Origin of the sequence: Streptomyces canus (assembly GCF_041435015.1) — a bacterium.
Lineage (GTDB): Bacteria > Actinomycetota > Actinomycetes > Streptomycetales > Streptomycetaceae > Streptomyces > Streptomyces canus_G.
Genome location: NZ_CP107989.1, coordinates 930,313 through 949,091, shown reverse-complemented (window position 1 = coordinate 949,091; position 18,779 = coordinate 930,313). Strand labels below are relative to the sequence as shown.

Annotated in this window: 18 protein-coding genes and 4 pseudogenes; 13 read left to right on the top strand and 9 right to left on the bottom strand. The window is 70.7% G+C overall.

Annotated features, from left to right (window positions below; translation table 11 throughout):
- Positions 1–2 precede the first annotated feature (2 nt).
- Positions 3–1,475 (bottom strand): APC family permease, encoded by a 1,473-nt coding sequence (locus OG841_RS04470; protein WP_365120602.1) that lies wholly within the window; start codon positions 1,473–1,475, stop codon positions 3–5.
- A gap of 356 nt (positions 1,476–1,831) precedes the next feature.
- Between OG841_RS04470 and OG841_RS04465 the strand changes: the two genes are divergently transcribed.
- Positions 1,832–2,317, top strand: coding sequence for a DUF5709 domain-containing protein (locus OG841_RS04465; protein WP_328642681.1), 486 nt, complete (start codon positions 1,832–1,834; stop codon positions 2,315–2,317).
- Between the two features lie 7 nt (positions 2,318–2,324).
- Here OG841_RS04465 and sthA read toward each other — a convergent pair whose 3' ends face one another.
- Positions 2,325–3,728, bottom strand: a complete 1,404-nt coding sequence (sthA, locus tag OG841_RS04460; RefSeq protein WP_328642682.1) for a Si-specific NAD(P)(+) transhydrogenase — start codon at positions 3,726–3,728, stop codon at positions 2,325–2,327.
- Between the two features lie 157 nt (positions 3,729–3,885).
- Here sthA and OG841_RS04455 point away from each other — a divergent pair, with 157 nt between their 5' ends.
- A complete protein-coding gene (locus OG841_RS04455) occupies positions 3,886–5,016 on the top strand; it encodes a sulfite oxidase (protein WP_328642683.1) in 1,131 nt (376 codons plus the stop codon).
- Positions 5,017–5,036: 20 nt separating this feature from the next.
- Here OG841_RS04455 and OG841_RS04450 read toward each other — a convergent pair whose 3' ends face one another.
- Positions 5,037–5,243, bottom strand: a complete 207-nt coding sequence (locus tag OG841_RS04450; protein WP_328642684.1) for a hypothetical protein — start codon at positions 5,241–5,243, stop codon at positions 5,037–5,039.
- Between the two features lie 215 nt (positions 5,244–5,458).
- Between OG841_RS04450 and OG841_RS04445 the strand changes: the two are divergent.
- Positions 5,459–6,580, top strand: a pseudogene (locus tag OG841_RS04445) (MMPL family transporter); the annotation flags it as partial.
- A 141-nt stretch (positions 6,581–6,721) separates the two neighbouring features.
- Entirely contained in the window at positions 6,722–7,696 is a 975-nt protein-coding gene (locus OG841_RS04440; RefSeq protein ID WP_371570564.1) for an MMPL family transporter, read from the top strand.
- Here OG841_RS04440 and OG841_RS04435 read toward each other — a convergent pair.
- Together OG841_RS04435 and OG841_RS04430 are read right to left on the bottom strand one after the other, a co-directional pair.
- Positions 7,653–8,741 (bottom strand): PP2C family protein-serine/threonine phosphatase, encoded by a 1,089-nt coding sequence (locus OG841_RS04435; RefSeq protein WP_328642686.1) that lies wholly within the window; start codon positions 8,739–8,741, stop codon positions 7,653–7,655. The genes OG841_RS04440 and OG841_RS04435 overlap by 44 nt on opposite strands.
- 48 nt (positions 8,742–8,789) lie before the next feature.
- Positions 8,790–9,980 (bottom strand): glycoside hydrolase family 64 protein, encoded by a 1,191-nt coding sequence (locus OG841_RS04430; protein WP_328642687.1) that lies wholly within the window; start codon positions 9,978–9,980, stop codon positions 8,790–8,792.
- A 334-nt stretch (positions 9,981–10,314) separates the two neighbouring features.
- Here OG841_RS04430 and OG841_RS04425 point away from each other — a divergent pair, with 334 nt between their 5' ends.
- Positions 10,315–11,211, top strand: a complete 897-nt coding sequence (locus OG841_RS04425; RefSeq protein ID WP_328642688.1) for a GNAT family N-acetyltransferase — start codon at positions 10,315–10,317, stop codon at positions 11,209–11,211.
- A 93-nt stretch (positions 11,212–11,304) separates the two neighbouring features.
- Entirely contained in the window at positions 11,305–11,646 is a 342-nt protein-coding gene (locus OG841_RS04420; protein WP_371570562.1) for a hypothetical protein, read from the top strand.
- Positions 11,647–11,871: 225 nt separating this feature from the next.
- Here OG841_RS04420 and OG841_RS04415 read toward each other — a convergent pair whose 3' ends face one another.
- Positions 11,872–12,771, bottom strand: coding sequence for a Gfo/Idh/MocA family protein (locus tag OG841_RS04415; RefSeq protein WP_371563567.1), 900 nt, complete (start codon positions 12,769–12,771; stop codon positions 11,872–11,874).
- 258 nt (positions 12,772–13,029) lie between these two features.
- Here OG841_RS04415 and OG841_RS04410 point away from each other — a divergent pair, with 258 nt between their 5' ends.
- The 4 genes and pseudogenes from OG841_RS04410 (at position 13,030) to OG841_RS04395 (ending at position 15,558) form a co-directional block, all read left to right on the top strand.
- A complete protein-coding gene (locus tag OG841_RS04410) occupies positions 13,030–13,887 on the top strand; it encodes an aldo/keto reductase (protein ID WP_328642690.1) in 858 nt (285 codons plus the stop codon).
- A gap of 157 nt (positions 13,888–14,044) precedes the next feature.
- The gene (locus tag OG841_RS04405) at positions 14,045–14,863 is read left to right on the top strand and encodes an SAM-dependent methyltransferase (RefSeq protein WP_371563563.1); all 819 of its coding nucleotides are present in this window, start codon (positions 14,045–14,047) and stop codon (positions 14,861–14,863) included.
- A pseudogene (locus OG841_RS04400) lies at positions 14,827–15,159 on the top strand (hypothetical protein); the annotation flags it as partial. The gene OG841_RS04405 and the pseudogene OG841_RS04400, both read left to right, overlap by 37 nt.
- A gap of 75 nt (positions 15,160–15,234) precedes the next feature.
- Positions 15,235–15,558, top strand: coding sequence for a hypothetical protein (locus tag OG841_RS04395; RefSeq protein ID WP_371571051.1), 324 nt, complete (start codon positions 15,235–15,237; stop codon positions 15,556–15,558).
- Positions 15,559–15,589: 31 nt separating this feature from the next.
- On the opposite strand, the gene OG841_RS04390 is transcribed toward OG841_RS04395, so the two are convergent.
- Together OG841_RS04390 and OG841_RS04385 are read right to left on the bottom strand one after the other, a co-directional pair.
- Complete coding sequence (locus tag OG841_RS04390; RefSeq protein ID WP_328642692.1) at positions 15,590–16,507, bottom strand: helix-turn-helix domain-containing protein; 918 nt, start codon at positions 16,505–16,507, stop codon at positions 15,590–15,592.
- 127 nt (positions 16,508–16,634) lie between these two features.
- Positions 16,635–16,865 (bottom strand): DUF397 domain-containing protein, encoded by a 231-nt coding sequence (locus tag OG841_RS04385; RefSeq protein WP_069759787.1) that lies wholly within the window; start codon positions 16,863–16,865, stop codon positions 16,635–16,637.
- 212 nt (positions 16,866–17,077) lie between these two features.
- Between OG841_RS04385 and OG841_RS04380 the strand changes: the two genes are divergently transcribed.
- The 3 genes and pseudogenes from OG841_RS04380 to OG841_RS04370 form a co-directional block, all read left to right on the top strand.
- A complete protein-coding gene (locus OG841_RS04380) occupies positions 17,078–17,620 on the top strand; it encodes an ATP-binding protein (RefSeq protein WP_328642693.1) in 543 nt (180 codons plus the stop codon).
- Positions 17,621–17,648: 28 nt separating this feature from the next.
- On the top strand, positions 17,649–18,191 hold the full coding sequence (locus OG841_RS04375; RefSeq protein WP_328642694.1) for a hypothetical protein: 543 nt from the start codon (positions 17,649–17,651) through the stop codon (positions 18,189–18,191).
- An 89-nt stretch (positions 18,192–18,280) separates the two neighbouring features.
- Positions 18,281–18,535: pseudogene (locus OG841_RS04370) on the top strand (ABC transporter ATP-binding protein); the annotation flags it as partial.
- On the opposite strand, the pseudogene OG841_RS48610 reads toward OG841_RS04370, so the two are convergent.
- Positions 18,532–18,738 (bottom strand): annotated as a pseudogene (locus OG841_RS48610) (IS200/IS605 family accessory protein TnpB-related protein); the annotation flags it as partial. The pseudogenes OG841_RS04370 and OG841_RS48610 overlap by 4 nt on opposite strands.
- Positions 18,739–18,779: the final 41 nt, after the last annotated feature.

Here is an 18,779-nt window from a genome sequence, read left to right as displayed (position 1 = left end):
CCTCAGAAGTCGGTGGGGAGACCGTCGTGGACGAGTGAAGGCCCGGATGCCCCGCCGTCGGGAACGTAGTCCGCCTCGACAGTACGGCTCGCGTCAAGCCTCGCGGGCCGGTAGTAGTCGCTGCCCCGCCTCCAGTACCAGAGCATCGGGATCAGGCCCACCGCGAGCCCGCCGACGCCGATCGTGATCGCGGCCGTGCTCAGCTCGCCCAGCGACTCGACGAATATCCAGAACATGAACAGGGCGCCCAGCAACGGCCACAGCCCGCCGAGCAGGAAGTCCGCCGGGGACTTCAGCAGCATCTTGCGGTACGCGACGACGACCGCGAGGCCGCTGAGGCCGTAATAGACGGCGATCTGCAGCCCGATCGCCGAGATCGCGTCGGAGAGGATGTCGCCCACCGAGCCCAGGGCGTTGGAGGCGATGAACATCATCAGCGCCACGGCGCCGACCACCACGATCGCCACCCACGGCGTGTTCCAGCGGCGGTGCACCCGGCCCAGCGCCGACGGCATCGTACGGTCCCGGCCCATCGCGAACAGTGAGCGCGTGACCTGGATCAGCGTGGTCTCGAGCGTGGCGATGGTCGACAGCATCACCGCGACGATCAGCAGCTTGCCGCCCCAGCCCGGCCAGATCTCCTCACCGAGGACGGCGAGCACGTTGGCATCGTTCTCCTCGATCTGCTTCGAGGTGAGGATGACGTTCACCGCGATGGTGAACACCTCGAACAGCAGGAAGACGATGCCGACCCCGATGAGCCCCGCGAGTCCCGTTGTGCGCCGACTGTTGCGGGTCTCCTCGCTCAGGTTGCTGGTGACGTCCCAGCCCCAGTAGTAGAACGCGGCGATCAGCGCCCCCGAGGCGAAACCCTGCATGCCGTCGAAGTGGCCGAAGCCGAGCCAGGACCAGTCGAAGGCGCGCGCGTTGCCCGTGTGGAACAACGCGAGCACCGCGAACAGGGCCAGTATCGCGAGCTCCACGCCGGACATGACGAGCTGGGCGCGCACGGTCAGTCGGGCACCGCCGAGCACCACGAGCAGCATCAGCACGAACCAGGCCGCGCCCACGACGGTCGACAGCGCGGTGTTGTCCGCGAGGTCCTGGTCGAAGAGCGCCAGCGTCATCGAACCGGCGGGCAGCGAGCCGGCCACCATGAAGATGGTCGCCGAGATCACCAGCGCCCAGCCGCTGACGAATCCCAGAAAGGGGTGGAGTGTACGGCCCACCCAGGAGTAACTGGCGCCCGCGTTGACGTCGATCCGGCTGAGATAGCTGAACGCGAGCGCGATGCCCAGCATGGGGATCGCGCAGTACAGCAGAGCCGCCGGACTGGCCAGGCCCACCGAGCCGACCAGGACCGCGGTGGTCGCGGCGATCGAGTACGCCGGCGCGCTGCCCGCGACGGCCATCACCACCGTGTCGAAGGTACCGAGGGCATTGGCCTGCAGCCCTCTGCCCCTGCTGTTGATCATGGTTGCGCTGCTTTCGGTAGGGCACGGCGCACGGCGGAGGGGGACCGTACGGCACAAAAGGGGTGGGGGTGGCTCCGCCCCGGGCACTGAGAGGGATGGCCTCGGGCAGGGGCGGTGGAGAGGGGTACCGAAGGGGTGCGCGGGGGACCGTACGGCCGCTGCGTGGACGACCGGTCACTCCGTGTATGCGAGTGATGATAGCCGTATTCCTTGACCCTTCAAGATTAACTGGGGGGTAACCTTCCGGCCGTGGAATGCCTTACTCCGGCAGCCTTTTGAGGTTGGAGAGCGCATACGGGGAAACGCGGTTCAGGACACCGCATCGAACCGCACGCGACGCGCGAGGGAGGCAGCCCATGGGCACCGAACCGACACCCGCCGAGCCGCCGGCCGACGACGCCTACCAGCCCACCGGAACCAACGAGGAGCAGGAGGACGCGGCCCCGCTCGACCTCCAGGACGCCGTCGACGAACGGACCTACGACGACACCCTCGACGAGGGCTACTCGCCACCGGAGAAGCCCCTCGGCGTCACCCGGTACGGCACCACCGCGGCCGAACAGCACGACGGGGAGAGCCTCGACGAACGCCTCGCCCAGGAGGCCCCCGAGGCGACCGCGCCCCTCGGCGACGAGATCGGCGACCTGCCCGGCGGCGAGGGCGAACCGATCGACCCGGAGGCCGGTGCCGACCGCGCCGGCCGTCTCGTCGCCCCCGACGAGGGCGCCCACCCCACCACCACGAAGGACGAGGTCGCCACCGACGTGGGCATCGACGCGGGCGCGGCAGGCGCGGAGGAGGCCGCCGTGCACATCGTCGAGGACCCCTCCGAGGAACCCTGACGTCGGTTCAGTCCCCGATCCGGTCGATCTGGCGGAGTTTGTTCGTGGCGTCCAGCGCCGCGACCTTGTAGGACTCCGCGAGGGTCGGGTAGTTGAACACCGCGTCGACCAGATAGTCGACCGTGCCGCCACAGCCCATCACGGTCTGCCCGATGTGGATCAGTTCGGTGGCCCCGGTACCGAAGCAGTGCACGCCCAGCAGGGTCCGGTCCTCCGGGGAGACCAGCAGCTTCAGCATGCCGTGGGAGTCCCCGATGATCTGACCCCGGGCGAGTTCGCGGTACCGGGAGATACCGACCTCGAAGGGCACACTGTCCTCGGTGAGTTGGTCCTCGGTACGTCCGACGAAGCTGATCTCCGGGATGGTGTAGATGCCGATGGGCTGGAGATGGTGCATCTGTCCGACCGGCTCGCCGAAGGCGTGGTAGGCGGCCGACCTGCCCTGTTCCATGGACGTCGCCGCCAGCGCCGGGAAGCCGATCACGTCTCCCACGGCGTAGATGTGCGGCACTTCGGTGCGGTAGTGCTCGTCGACCGTGATCCGGCCGCGCCTGTCGGCGGCCAGCCCGGCCTTGTCCAGGTCGAGTTCGTCGGTCAGGCCCTGCCGTCCGGCCGAGTACATCACGGCGTCGGCGGGTATCTTCTTGCCGCTCTCCAGGATGGTCAGCGTGCCGCGGGGGTGGCGCTCGACCGCGGCGACGGTCTCACCGAAGCGGAACGTCACGGCCAGGTCGCGCAGGTGGTACTTCAGCGCCTCGATGACCTCGACGTCGCAGATGTCGAGCATCCCGGCCCGCTTCTCGACGACCGTCACCTTGCTGCCGAGCGCGGCGAACATGGAGGCGTACTCCATCCCGATGACCCCCGCGCCGACGATGACCATGGAGCGCGGGACGCGTTCGAGGGCGAGCACGTTGTCGGAGTCCATGATCGTGCGGCCGTCGAACTCGACGGTGTCAGGCCGTGCCGGGCGCGTGCCCGTGGCGATGACGATGTTCTCCGCGCTGAGCAGGCGTTCGTGACCGTTGACCTCGCGCAGGGCGACGGTGTGCGGGTCGACGAAGCGGCCGGTGCCGGCGTAGAGGGCGACGTGGTTGCGGGAGAGCTGACTGCGGATCACGTCGACCTCGCGGCCGACCACGTGCTGGGTGCGCGCGGTCAGATCGGAGACGGTGATGTCCTCTTTGAGCCGGTAGCTCTGTCCGTACAGATCGCGCTGGGTGAGGCCGGTCAGGTACAGCACCGCCTCGCGCAGGGTCTTGGAGGGGATGGTGCCGGTGTGGATGGAGACCCCGCCGACCATGTCGGGGCGGTCGACGACGGCGACCCGGTGGCCCAGCTTGGCCGCGGCGATGGCGGCCTTCTGGCCACCCGGACCGGATCCGATGACGAGCATGTCGAAGTCGGGCACCCTCGGGAGTCTGACAGCCGCAGGGTCCCTTTCGAAAGGGTGAGCAGGAAACCGGTCGCCCCCTGAACCGGCGCAGCTGACGGTGAAGCCGTCCTGGGACTGCCGGAGATGGCGCGCGGACCGCGACAGCTCAGCCGGACCGCGGGACAATGCGGCCATGGGCCACCGACTCGCCGACACGAGCACCCCGGCCCGGCTCGCCGCCCCCGACGAGGGCATCGGCCGGGACGAACTGGCGCTCGCCACCCGCAACCACGGTCTGCCGCTCGAGGCGATGCGCCACGACCTCACCCCGCCCGGCCTGCACTACGTCCTCACGCACTACGACATCCCGTACGTCCCCGAGGACACCCCCTGGCAGCTCGGGATCGGAGGCAGGGTCCGCCGCCCGCTCACCCTGACCCCGGCCGAACTGCGCTCCCTGCCGCGGGTCACCACCAGGGTGACGATGGAGTGCGCGGGCAACGGTCGGGCCCTGCTCACACCCCGCCCGGTCAGCCAGCCCTGGCTGGTCGAGGCCGTCGGCACCGCCGAGTGGACCGGCGTACCGCTGCGGCTGCTGCTCGCCGAGGCCGGAGTGGAGGCCGACGCCGTCGACGTGGTGTGCACCGGCGCCGACCACGGAGTGGAACGCGGCGTCGAACAGGACTACCAGCGGGCCCTGCCCCTCGGCGTGGCCACCGGTACCGAGCCCGACGTACTGGTCGCCTACGAGATGAACGGCACCCCGCTGCCCCCGCAGCACGGCCACCCGCTCCGGCTCGTCGTGCCCGGCTGGTACGGCATGGCCCAGGTGAAGTGGCTGCGCGAGATCACCGTCACCGACACGCCGTTCACCGGGTTCCAGCAGACCGTCGCCTACCGGCTCCGACAGCACCCCGGGGACGAGGGCGAGCCGGTCACCCGGATCGCGCCGCGCGCCCTGCTCGTCCCGCCCGGATTCCCGGACTTCATGTCCCGAGCCCGTGTCGTCCGGCCAGGGGCCGTGACGCTGGAGGGGCGCGCCTGGTCCGGGTGCGCGCCGGTGACCCGTGCCGAGGTCAGCACCGACGCGGGACGGTCCTGGCACGAGGCGGAACTCGAACCGGACGCCGGTCACCGCTGGGCCTGGCGGCGCTGGCGCTTCAACTGGCGCGCGGAGCCCGGCGCGTACGTACTCAGCGCACGGGCCACCGACGCCGAGGGGCACACCCAGCCGCTGGAACAGCCCTGGAACCGGGGCGGCTTCGCCAACAACCTCGTGCAGCGGGTCGACGTGCTGTGCCTGGACGAGGAGTCCGGGGGCTGACGTACGGCCACTGGGTGTGGTCAGGGCAGCAGCTTGTCGAGCGCTGCCGGGCCCTCCGCCGCCAGCTTGCGCCGGGCCCATTCGAGACTGCGCGGGGTGATGTCCTTGCCCGAGGCAAGGACGAGGTCCTCCGGCGACACCTCGGTGCCGGTACGGGTGTGGAGCAGGTCGTCCGGGGTGGTGCGGTCCTCGGACGACCGGGACGCGTCGGGCTGTGACGTCGGCATGATCTCTGCTCCTCGGATCCGGATCGCTGTGCGGTCCCGGTGGTGTCAACGGGTCCGCTATCACCATTCAACGCCCGGGCCGACCTTGCATCCGGAAGCGTCCGGAGCGGGTCCCGTCCGCGGTCCTTGACGGGTCGGTGCCGGGATGCCCGGATGATCCGGCTGGCGTGTAATGGGAGTACTGATCTCTCGGGGCCGGCAGGGAAGACGACACCATGTCCACTACCCGTAACAGGCCCAAGGGCGCCCTGCGCAGGCTGGGGGAGTGGTGCGCCCGACACTTCGTGATCGTCCTGGTGGCCTGGCTCGTGGCCCTGGTCGCCCTGCAGACCCTGAACCGGTCCTTCGGCGGGGACTACTCCGACAACTTCTCCCTGCCCGGCGTGCAGTCGCAGGAGGGCCAGGACGTCCTGAAAAAGCACGACCCGGCGGCCGGGGGGTACGGCAGCCAGATCGTTCTCCACGACGGTGACAAGGCCCTCACCTCGCTCGGCTCGCAGGTCTCCACGACCGTCACCGATCTCCAGAAGCTGCCGCACGTCCTGTCGGTGCAGAACCCGCTGTCCGCGCCCGCCTCGAAGGTCGGGCCGCTGTCGTCGGACGCGAAGACGGCCTACATCACCGTCCGCTTCGACGTCCAGCCCTCGACCCTGGGCGACGGCTACCTCCACGGTGTCGACAAAGCCGTACAGCCCCTGCGGGCGGCCGGCGTCGACGTCGAGTACGGCGGACAGCTCGGCGAACTCGCGCGGCCCGACGCCGACGACCGGGTGAGCGAGTTGATCGGATTCGCCGTGGCGATCGTCGTCCTGCTCGTCGGCTTCGGCAGTGTGATCGCCGCCGGAATCCCCCTGGTGACCGCCTTGATCAGTGTGATCGGGGGGCTCGCCTGCCTCGGCCTGCTGGCCTCGGCGTTCACCTTCGCGACCGTTTCGCCCACCCTGGCCACGATGATCGGCCTGGGCGTCGGCATCGACTACGCGCTCTTCCAGCTCACCCGCCACCGCCAGAGCCTGATGGACGGGAAGGATCCGGTGCGCGCGGCCGGCGGGGCCACCGCCACCAGCGGACGAGCCGTCCTGGTCTCCGGCTGCACGGTGATCATCGCCCTGGCGGGCCTGTCCGTGTCCGGAGTCTCGTTCATCGCGAAACTCGGGCTCGCCGCCGCCGTCACGGTCGTCTCCGCCGTCCTGGGCGCCCTGACCCTGGTCCCGGCCCTGCTGGGACTGATCGGCACCCGGATCGACCGCTACCGGGTGCGCCGTCCGGTCGCCGAGACCGACGCCGCCGAGGGCGAGACGGCGCAGGGGACGTGGCACCGCTATGCCCAGCGGGTCGAGCGGCGGCCGTGGCGTTTCCTGGCCGCGGGCGTGACAACCGTCGTCGTCCTCGCCATCCCGGTCTTCTCCCTCCAACTCGGTCACATCGGCGACGGCGCCGACCCCACGTCCTTCACCGACCGGCGCGCCTACGACCGGATGACCGACGCCTTCGGCCCCGGCTCCAACGGCCCCCTCACCGTCGTCATCGACCAGACCTCCGTACCGTCGTCCCAGCGCTCGTCCCTGTCCTCCCAGGCGCAGAAGACCCTCGGCGGCGTGTCCGGCGCCGCCACGGTCACCCAGCTGACCCCCACCAAGGACGGGGACGTCCTGCTCGCCACCGTCTACTCCAAGCAGTCCCCGCAGAGCGCCTCCACCACCGACCTCACCAACCGCCTGGTCGACACCACCCTGCCCGCCGCGGTCACCGGCACCGACGCCAAGGGATACGTCACCGGCACGACCGCGGCCCAGGTCGACTTCCGCGACATCGTCGCCGACCGGCTGCCGCTGATCATCGGTGTGGTCGTCGCCCTCGCCTTCCTGATCATCCTCGCCGTCTTCCGCGGGCTGCTCGTCGCCCTCAAGGCGGCCGTCCTCAACGTCCTGTCCATCGCCGCCTCCTACGGCGTCGTCGTCGCCGTCTTCCAGTGGGGCTGGGGCGGGCCGGCGCTCGGTGTCTCCGGCAAGGTGCCCATCGAGAGCTATGTGCCGATGATGATGTTCGCGATCATCTTCGGGCTGAGCATGGACTACGAGATCTTCCTGCTCTCCCGGATCCACGAGGCCTGGCTGCGCACCGGGAACGCCAAGGCCTCCGTCGCGCACGCGCTGGAGATCACCGCCCGGGTCATCACCTGCGCGGCCCTGATCATGGTGAGCGTCTTCGCGGCCTTCATCGTCAGCGACAACATCGTGGTCAAGATGCTCGGACTGGGCCTCGCGGTGAGCGTGCTGATCGACGCGACCGTCGTACGGCTGCTCATGGTCCCCGCCGTCATGACCCTGCTGGGACGGCATGCCTGGTGGACACCCCACTGGCTCGACCGGATGCTGCCGCACATCGACACCGAGGGGGGCGGGGCGGTCAGCGGGGCTCCGGATCCCCCGGAGCGAGAACGAGCATCGTGACGTCGTCCTGGAGCTCCGTGGCGTAGCCCACGAGATCGGCCCAGACCTCCTCGACGAGGTCCGGGAGGTCGCCCGCGAAGCCGGTGATCCGGTCGAGCAGCGGGTAGAAGACTCCGGCGGCGTCCCGCGCCTCCCAGACCCCGTCCGAGGCCAGGAAGAGCCGGTCGCCGGGCCGCAGCGGGACCGTGACCCCGATCGGCGGCGAGGCGTCGGACAGGCCCAGGCCGAGCGGGGTGCCCACCGGGACGTCGAGTTCCACGGCCCGCCCGTCACGCAGCAGAACCGGGCCGGGCTGCCCGCACGCCACGATCCGCACGGTCCGCGCTCCGACTCCGAAGTCCATCACCACCGCCGTCGCGAACAGCTCCGAGTGCCGTACGACCCCGGAGTCGACCACCAGCCTGCGGTCCAGCCGCGCGGCCACCGACTCGGGATCCGGCCGGTCCAGCACCGCCTCCCGGAAGGCCCCCAGCAGCGAGGCGACCGTCGAGACGGCCGACAGCCCGTGCCCCTGCACATCGCCCATGACCACCCGCACCCCGCGGGGCCCCTCCCGGACGTCGAAGAAGTCGCCCCCGACCAGCGTCCCGCGCTGCGCGGCCCGGTACAGCCCCGCACACCGCACGCCTCCCACCCGCCCCGGCAGCGGCGGCACGACGGCCCGCTGCGCGGCCTCCGCGACCGCACGCTCGGTCACCAGCTGGGCGTCCCGCCGACTCCGTACGAACGACACGAGCACACTGAGCGCCGCGACGAAGCCCACGGTCAGCACATCCGTGCTGCCCGGATCGTTCAGCCGGAAGGCCGGCACGTTCAGCACGACCAGGACGGACACGCCGAGCACCGCGGTCGCCGCCGGCCCGTACGACAGCACGGCCAGCGGCGGGATGGCGCCCAGCAGGAACCCGATGTCGAGCGGACCGGGGCTGACGAGGGTCGCCACGCACACACCCGCCAGCAGTACCGCGGGCAGTACCCGCACCCACCCCGGCGGCGGCGCGCCCCGCAGCCAGCTCCGCCGGTCCCGGTCGCGCGCTCCGCTCACACCCCTACGCTGCTACGACCCGACCGGCCCCGCACCCCGAACCGACCTCTAGAAGGGCGTGAGCGTCAGCCGGATCCCCGTCGGCGCCGTGTCCTGGACGTACGAGGCGAATTCGGCCACGTCGTCGAAGGCGAAGCCGTACGCCTTTCCGTCCTCCGTGGCCGCGTGCATGGCCTTGGCGTAGTGGTTGGTCAGAGCGGTCCGGTAGAAGGAGGCGGGGTCGGTGGTCGGCTGGGTGGGGGTGCTCACCAGCGTCGACCGGTTGAACCCGGCACCGAGCACCGCGGCGACCGGCCCTGTCGTGCCGTCGTTGGGAGCGGCGAGCGTGCCGTCGCAGAAGAGCACGTCCCGTGTCGACGGCCGGGCGAAGGACACCTGCGCGGGCCCCTCGAACATGAGCTGCCCGCCGCGCACCCGGCCGGTGAAGGTGCCCGCGTTCGTGGTGACGGTCAGGTCCTTGCCCGTGTACGTGCTCCACACCTCGTCGATGTACGGCGCGAGGTAGTCCGACGGGAACAGGCCGGCGTCCAGACCGTGACCCGGCGCGATGACCCGCGTGTCGTCCACCACGAGGGGCGCGAACTCCTCGGCCCGGCGTACGGCGTCGAAGGCACCGGCCCGCCCGGAGGCGCGCAGGGTGCCCGTCGTCTGGTCCCGCGCACCGGTCAGCCGGATGCTCAGCGGCACGCTGAACATGTCCACCATGGTCGTGTTGCAGAACATGCCCGCCGGGTTGTACGTGAATTCGGCGCAGTCGTGCAGCACCGGGTAGTTGGGGTCCGAGCTCACCCAGCCGGCCGGGTACTGGAGGGCGGGGTTGCCGTTGCCGTCGGTGACGACCTTGAACTTCAGCTTCGCGCCCAGGGACACGTAGATACGGCCGGACAGGTAGGGGAGGGACAAGCTGGTCCCGCCGCTGCCCGCCAGGCCTATCGCGTAGTCGGTGTAGCCGTCGGCGCCGTTGTCGGACAGGGCGATCGGGGCGAGGGTCCCGTCCGGTGTGACGCGGACCTGCCTGCCGTCCAGGTTGCCCACGATGTAGACGTGGACGTTCGCGTTGTCGAAGGCGCCGGTGTTGTTGACGACGGTCAGCGGCAGGGCTCCGGCCGCCGTGGTGCGGTTGCCGTCGGCGAGGGCGTGGGGGGCCAGTGCGGCGACGGCGGGTGCGGCCGCCATCACCCCACCAAGGGCGAAGAGGACTTTGCGGCGGCCGAGGTGGCGCTGGTGACGAGGTGTCATGTGGGGGGTCTCCTCGGAGAATTGAGAGCGCTCTCACGATGTGGACGAGGCCCGATGGTACGGACGGCGGGCTCCACGGCATACAGAGCGGACAGCGTTTAATCCGGCCTTAAGGACCGATTAAGCGGAGGCCGGGGGACCGGACGTGCGCCGCGAAAACCGATGGACGCCGGTCCCGAAGATCCCGTAGCGTGAGCCGCCACGCCCGGAGACCAGCGGAAGGAGGCGAGTGCCGTGCAGTTCACCATCATTCAGCGCTCCCTCTCCGTCGCCCCGGCGTGCCTCGTCTGACCGGGAGTGCTCCACGCAGTACGCATCCCGGAGGAATCCACCCATGACCGACCTGGTCATCCGCGCGCTCGACGAGCGCGAAGCCCCTCTCTTCGACGCTCTGCCCGACCCGCTCAGCGCCCGTGAGTCCCACCGGCTCACCCGGCACCGCCCCGACTGGAAGCGCGTCGCCCTGCGCGACGGCAAGGTCGTGGCACGCGGCGCCTGGTGGGGCGGCCCCGACGACACCGCCCCCCTCAACGTCAACTGGTTCGACGTGGCCGAAGGCGAGGAGGAGGCCGGCGCCGAACTCCTGCGCACCGCCCCCTGGCAGGTCGAGCTCGAGATGAACCTGCCCGCGGGCTGGCGCGAGGATCCGGAGCTGCGGGCCGCCGCCCAGGCCCGCTTCACCGCCGTACAGAAGGCCGGATACGAGCTCCTGGTCGAGCGGTTCCTCTACCGGTGGACGCCGGAGCACGGGCTGCCCGAGCCGCCCGGACGCCTCGAGTTCAGGCCCGAACCGGACGACGCGGTCTTCTTCGACCTGCTGCGGCGCATCCATTCCGCCACCCTCGACGCGCACGCCCTCAAGGCCATCGAGGAGGACGGACTCGACCGGGCCGCCCAGGAGGAACTCGACTTCTTCCACTGGTGTCCCTCGCCGCGCGAGTGGTGGCAGATCGCCCACACCCCCCAGGGAGACGTGGCCGGGATCCACATTCCCGCGCACAATCCGTCGGGGCCCTGCATCGGGTTCATCGGGGTGGTGCCGGAACACCGGGGGAACGGCTATGCCTACGACCTGCTGGCCGAGTGCACCCACTATCTGGTCGAGCGGGGCGCCGAGTTCGTCTCCGCCGCGACGGACCGGGGGAACTTCCCCATGGCCGCGAACTTCGCCAAGGCGGGCTACCCCGTCGTACGGGAACGCCTGAACTACCGTCCCCGGCACGCCGGCTGAGCCCACGTCCGGCACTGGCAGCCGGTCCGGCTGTCAGTGCCGGGTGCCATGCTGGTCGGCGTGGTGATCGTCGGTTCGGCGCGGGGAGGCGTGGTGGGGTTCGAGGGCGCCGTCTGGAAGATACGCAGCGGTGACGAACCGGTCGGGGACATCCTGATCGACGAAGCCGACTTCCCGTGGCTGTCGGGCCGTTTCACGGCGGGACCCGGATTCGCCGGTGTGCGCGAGCTGTTCGCGCGCGAACTCGCCCTCGTGGAGGAGGACGACGAGGAGCGACGGCAGGAGTGGGAGGAGGCCTACGACGAGGTCCGGCGACGTGTGTCGCTGCACGCGCCGGGCGGCCCCGTGCCCGAGTTCCTGCTGCACATCGAAGGTGACAGGGCTTGGTTCCGGTGGAGCGACGAGCCGTTCGACGGGGATGCTGCGGGCATCTGAGCGGCCGGTCTAAGTGGTGGGCGCGCCGTTTCCGCCGTCCAGCGGGGTGAGCGGGCCTGGTTCGGGTGGAGGGGCGAGCCGTTCGACGGGGGCGCTGCGGGCGTCTGAGCGGCCGGTCTATGCGGTGGGCGCGCCGGTTTTGTCGTTCGGTGGGGTGAGCGGGCCTGGTTCGGGTGGAGGGGCGAGCCGTTCGACGGGGGCGCTGCGGGCGTCTGAGCGGCCGGTCTATGCGGTGGGCGCGCCGGTACCGCCGTCCAGCAGGGCCTCCGCCGCCACGAGGATCTCGGTGACCCGCAGACCGAACGCGGCGTCGCACGGGTGTGCCTGCCCGGTGCGCGCGGCGGCGAGCAGCCCGTCGGCGGCCCGGAGCACGGCGGCCTCGACACCCTCGGACGACTCCGGGAGCTGGACGACTCCGCCCGCGCCCCGCAGTTCGAGGCCGACTCCCGCGGCCGCCGGCGGAGCCGTGAGACTCAGCGTCAAGGTGCTCGACGCGCCCCCGGTGTGCCTCAGAACCAGATGGACGGTGTCCCCGGGACCGTGCGCGGCCGCCGCCACCTCACGCACCTCGCCCAGTACCGGCAGCAGCACCGACAGAGCATGGGGACCCACGTCCCACAGGGCGCCCTTCTCCTGCCGCCACGGTGAGTCGGCGAAGGGGCTGTTTTCGGTGAACACCGACCCCAGCCATTCCGCCCGCGCAGTGAACCAGCCGTCCACGCCCACCTGTTCACCGATCCACGCCTCGGTCTCGGTGAGGAAGCGCGAGGTGAAGAAGACCACCGAGGCGACCTTGCTCTCGCGGACGGCCTCGACCACCGCCCGCCCCAGCTCGACCGTCGTCGCCAGGGGCTTGTCCAGCAGCAGATGGCACCCCGCCCGCGCGGCCCGCACCGCGAGTTCGGCCTGCACGGCGGGCGGCAGGGCGACCGCCACGGCGTCCACGTCGGCGAGCAGCGCGTCGACATCGGCGTAAGCGCGCGTGCCGTACTCGGCGGCCAGCTCCTCGGCGGCCTCCGTGCGACGGCCCCACACCCCGGCGAAGTCCAGCTCCGGATGCGCGCCGAGCGCGGGGGCGTGGGCCATCCTGGCCCAGGGACCGGTGCCGAGCAGTCCGATACGCATGCCGCCGCCTCTCGCCGTACTGCGGAACCTCACGACGACCGGACTGGATCATCCGCCGGTCGAGGTGAGCGTGCCACACGCACATGGCGGACACGCAACCGCGTCTCGCCACCCGGTCGGCTCGGGAACGGCACGGTCCGGGATTCAGCAGTCCCGTCGCTGAATGCGTTCTCATTCTTCTATTGGACCTTCGGCGTGTGCGGCGGCCAGGCTGATGAGAGCCCAGATCCGCGTGACAGGCGAAAGAGGTCCAAGGTCATGCACACCCGCCGCATCGGTGATGTCGAAGTGAGCTCGATCGGCCTGGGCGCCATGCCCATGTCCATCGAGGGACGGCCGGACGAGGAACGCTCCATCGCCACCATCCACGCCGCGCTCGACGCGGGCGTGACCCTGATCGACACCGCCGACGCCTACCACCGGGACGCCGACGAGGTCGGCCACAACGAGACCCTGATCGCCAAGGCCCTCGCCTCCCACGACCTCGGCGGTGACGTCCTCGTCGCCACGAAGGGCGGGCATCTGCGCCCCGGGGACGGCAGTTGGACGCTCGACGGCAGCCCCCGGCATCTGAAGGAGGCCTGCGAGGCCTCGCTCAGCCGACTGGGTGTGGAGGCGATCGGGCTCTACCAGTTCCACCGCCCCGACCCCCGGGTCCCCTACGAGGAGTCCGTCGGCGCCGTGCGCGACCTCCTCGACGAGGGCAAGATCCTCAACGCGGGCATCTCCAACGCGAACCCCGACCAGATCCGGCTGGCCAACGAGATCCTCGGCGGCCGACTGGTCTCCGTGCAGAACCAGTTCTCCCCGGCCTTCCGCTCCAGCGAACCGGAACTGCTGCTGTGCGACGAACTGGGCATCGCCTTCCTCCCCTGGAGCCCCCTGGGCGGCATCTCCCGCGCGGGTGAACTGGGGTCGGCGCACGCCCCGTTCGCCCGGATCGCCGAGAAGTACGGAGTGAGCCCGCAGCGGGTCTGCCTGGCCTGGATGCTCGCCAAGTCGCCGGTGGTCGTGCCGATCCCGGGCGCCAGCCGCCCCGAGACCATCCGCGACTCCCTCGCCGCCACCGATCTCGTGCTCGGCGCGGACGAACTCGCGGAGCTGGACACCGCCTGACCCTCGCCCGCCCGGCCCCGCCGGTGCCTTCCGCCGCGTCCGCCACGTCGCTCTTCCGTGGCCCGGCGCGCGTGCGGACTGGCACCGGCGATCGTGGTGTCTCTAGGATGGACTCCCTGTCCTGCCGGGCCAGTTGGCGGCACAAGCTGGGGGAAAGATGAGCACCGGTAAGAAGCTGTCCACGGAGATCGACGCCTCCGTACCCACGGCCGCGCGCATGTACGACCACTACCTGGGCGGCAAGGACAACTACGCGGCCGACCGGGCGGCCTGCGAGGCGCTCGACAAGGTCGTCCCCAGCACCCGCAGGCTCGCCGTGAACAACCGGCGTTTCCTCCAGCGGGTGGTGCGGACCCTCTCGACGGACTACGGCATCCGGCAGTACCTGGACCACGGCTCCGGCCTGCCCACCCAGGACAACGTCCACCAGGTGGCCCAGCGCATCGACCCCACCACGCACGTGGTCTACGTCGACAACGACCCGATGGTCCTCGTCCACGGCCGGGCGCTGCTCGAGCAGGACGAGCGCACCACCGTCATCCACGCGGACATGCGGGAGACCGATGCGATCTTCGACCACGAGGACACCCAGCGGCTGATCGACTTCTCGCAGCCCGTCGCCGTGTTGTTCAACTCCGTCATGCACTGCATCCCCGACAGCGAGACGGACGGGCCGGCCGCGCTGGCCTGCCGGGTCCGCGAGCGGCTCGCGCCCGGCAGCTTCATGGTGATGTGCCAGCTGGTCAGCGGGGACCCCGAAGTCCGGGACTTCGTCACCGACTTCATGGACCAGGCGACCCAGGGGCACTGGGGCCGGGTGCGTGAGGAGAAGGACGTCGCCGAGTGGTTCGAGGGACTGGAGATCATCGAACCGGGCCTCGTGGAGGTCTCCACCTGGCGCCCCGACTCCGACGTGGCCCCCCGCCAGCTCACCCACGAGTGGATCGAGTTCGGCGGCGTCGCCCGACTCGTCTGACCCGGACCCGAGCGTCCCTGGTACGAGCGGGCACGTCCTGCGCCGGGTGTACTCGTGTTCGGCAACAGCCCGATCCGGGCCCACTCCTGCACGGTCTTACGCGGACCGCTCCAAGCCCGTTCCCTCCTTCGTGCCGAAGCCGGACAAGAAGCTGGGGTCGTACCTCGACCGAGGCCGGACGAGAAGCTGGGGTCGTACCTCGACCGAGGCCGGACGAGAAGCTGGGGTCGTACCTCGACCGAGGCCTCATCACCCCGGTCCGCGCCCTCGACCTGGGCTGCGGGCCGGGCCGCAACGCGCTGCACCTCGGCTTCGAGGTCGACGCCGTCGCCAGGGAGCGTGCGCACGAGACGACGGCCGACGTCCGCTTCGTGTGCGGCGATGCCTTCGCACTGCCGGGCACCGGACTTGGCTGCCCCTACGACCTGATCTACGACTCCGGCTGCTTCCACCATCTGCCGCCGCACCATCGCGTCAGCTACCTGGCACTTTGGAACGGCACCTCGCACCCGGTGGCCGCTGGCCTCGTCCGCTTCGCCGACGGGGCCATGCGATCGGCTTTGCCGGACGTGGAGATGTATCGCCAGGGCCGACTCGACGGCGGTCTCGCCTACTCGGCCCCGTCCCTGCGCCGGATCTTCCGACTCCTCCTGCTTCGGCGAACCCTTCCTCCGGGCAGGCCTGTTCGGCCGTGACCACTGAGAGAACGTGGGCCCGCGGCGGTTCTCAGCCGCCGTAACGCTGCTCCATCGTCTGCCGCAACAGCCGCAGCGAATCACGGGGTTCGAGCGCGTCGTCCGCCAGCCGGTCGAGGGCGAGCCGGTACTCCTCCGTCTCGTCCCGGTCCTCCAGGAAGTTCGCGCTCTTGATGTGCTCCAGGTAGACGACGTCCGGCAGATCGAGGCCCCCGAAGCGGAGGTACGTGATCGGGATGGCCGGGGCGGACGCGTTGGTCACGTCCAAGGGGACGACCTGCACCGTCACATGGGGGCGCTGGGCCATGTCGACGAGGTGCGCCAGCTGCGCCCGCATGACCTCCCGGCTGCCCAGCACACGCAGCAGCACCGACTCGTCGATCACCGCCCACAGCTGCGGAGGGTCCGCGCGATGCAGCAGCTGCGCACGCCGCGTGCGCAGTTCGACGCGTCGCGCGACCTCGCCGGCCGCCGCGGTCGGCAGCCCGCGTTCCACCACCGCCCGCGTGTAGTCAGGGGTCTGCAGCAGGCCGGGGACGTACTGGATCTCGAAGGTACGGATGGCCGCGGCGGCCTCCTGCAGCCCGACCAGCCGGTCGAACCACTCGGGCATCAGCCGCTTGTCGTACCGCTGCCACCAGCCCGGCTCACCGGCCCGCTGCAACAGCTTGAGCAGCACGGAGGCTTCGTAGTCCTCGGTGCCGTACAGCTGGAGGAGGGCGCGCACGTCGCTCTCCGACGGGGGCTTGCGGCCCTTGCCCGACTCGATACGGGACAGCTTCGCCGGGCTGAACCCGAGAGCCCGTGCCGCCTGGTCCTGGGCGAGCCCGGCATCCTCGCGGAATCCCGCCAACTGGACGCCGACCAGCATCTTCAGCAGGGTGGGAGCCGGCTCGGACCGGTCCAGATACGGTTCCAGGCGGGAGGTGCGATGGGACGCGGCAGACATCCTGACTCCCAGTAAACCGGCACAGAGACGACTCACACTATCGCACGCAGTGTGGCCGTTCCGCATCATTCCGTAGGTGCCGGTGGCGGCACGGGAGTTGGGGCCACCGGCACCTCGGGCCCGCACCTCACAGGAGGTGGTCGAACTCACCGTCCTTCGCGCCGGCGAGGAACGCCGCGACCTCGGCCGGTGTGTAGACCAGCGCGGGGCCGTCGGGATCACGGGAGTTGCGCAGCGCGACGCCGCCGCCGACGAGGGTGGCCACTTCGACGCAGTTGCCCTCGGCGTTGCTGTGCCGGCTCTTGACCCAGCGGGCGTCGAGCGAACTCGCCCGCACTCCGTTCTGCACTGGTGGCACTGCAGTCTCCTTGCTGTTCACGTTCTTCGCCGGGCGCCGTGCCCGGCCGTGCGGGGTGGGACAGGGGTGCACAACTGCGAACCTCCGTGGCCCCACCCAATCTTCGCGCAATTTCTCGTGCAATTGCACGCGGACGCCTTCAGCGTGGATAATAGCTCCAGCGTCAACCCCTGCGGTTGCGCCCCGTCTTGACGTCGCATCAAGGAGATGCCGTGTCGTCACCTGCGAATCACGCGATCCGGCCGCCGAGCCAGGCTGTGCCGGAGGCGGGTGATGCGGGCCCGGCCGGTGAGCCCGTGCGGCGTCCAGGCCCCGCCGACGCGCAGCGGCGCCCGGGCCCCCTCGACACCGCCGCGCTGCTCCTCAGTTGCAGCAGGGAGGGTTTCGCCCGGGCCCGCGCCTTCACCCGCGAGACGCTGAGCTGCTGGTCCCTCGACCACCGCAGCGACGACGCCACCCTCGTGATCACCGAACTCGCGGCCAACGCCGTGGCGCACGCGGTGCCCCGGACCGCGGCGGGCGGTGCGGCCGAGGTGTGGCTGGGGTTGTCCCTGGACCCCGCCCATCTGCTGGTGACCGTCTCCGACCCCGGTGACGAGCCGCCCGCGTACACGCCCGCCGACATCACCGCCCTGCGGGAGCACGGCCGTGGCCTCTACATCGTCGACGCCCTGGCTCAGGAGTGGGGCTGGACCTCGCGGCCCCCGGCCGGCAAGTCCGTCTGGGCCAAGCTGTCGACCGCCCCTCCTCCCTGACATGACTGCCGTGGAAAGGTCTCACGCCATGCGCACCGCTCCGGACCAGCCGAGCAACGAGCGCACCAGCCGCCCCGTGCCCCCGAAAGGGGTGGCGCCGACCACGCCTCTCGCGGCGCTGAGCCGGGTCCCCTGGGCCGAGATCCAGGACTCCACCGGCTGCGCCGCGGCCATCCCCCTGCTCCTCAACAGCGTGGCCTGGGGTGACCCCGACACCGCCAGTGCCGCACTCGGCGACCTGCGCAAGCGCATCTGCCAGTACGGCTTCGTCGTGGAGCAGGCCACCGCCGCCACGGTCCCCTTCCTCTGGGAACTCGCCCAACTGCCCCAGGTGACCTGCCGGGCGGAGGTCATCCAGCTGCTGCGGAGCATCGCCGGCGCCCGCCAGTGGGAGAGCACGGCGGCCGTCTACCCCAAGCTGCTCAACCACCGGGAGAACCCCGTGGTGTGGGAGCGCCAGGCCCGTCAGGCCGTCCGCGCCAAGAGCGGCGTCCTCAGTCGGCTGATGGCCGACGAGGACACCGCGATCGCCCACGCCACCACGGAACTCGCCCGCACTCTGGACGAGTAGGAGTCCTCTCCACCACCTGGTGTATCGCTTGCCGACGAGGAGGAGACAGCGCTTGCCCTCGCATCGGCAACCTGGGAGGACCGCCGACGATGGCCTCGTCGCTGGAGAAACCGCTCGACCACCGCTACCGGGGCGAACACCCGATACGCACACTCGCCTACCTGTTCCGCGCCGACCGCCGCCGACTGGCCGCGGCCGCCACGGTGTTCACCGTCAAGCACAGCCCGGTGTGGCTGCTGCCCCTGATCACGGCGTCCATCATCGACACCGTCGTCCAGCACCAGCCGATCTCCCGGCTCTGGACCAGCACGGGCGTCATCCTGTTCATCCTGCTGGTCAACTACCGTTCCCAAAGGCCGAGCGGGAGTGAGTCCTGTTGCCAGAATTCGTGCTCAGCCGGGTGTCCCGAACGGTGTTGGGCACCCTGGTCGCCCGCTTTCGCCCTACGACCCGGCGGCGCGCATCGTGTGCGTGGTCCGGGAATGTGGGGGCGGGTTTCCTCACGCCGACGAATCTCCGGTCGGGCCTGGACGGTCCGATGCCCCGCACCATACGCCGGACAGGTTGCCTGAGTCCGGCCCGCCTGCC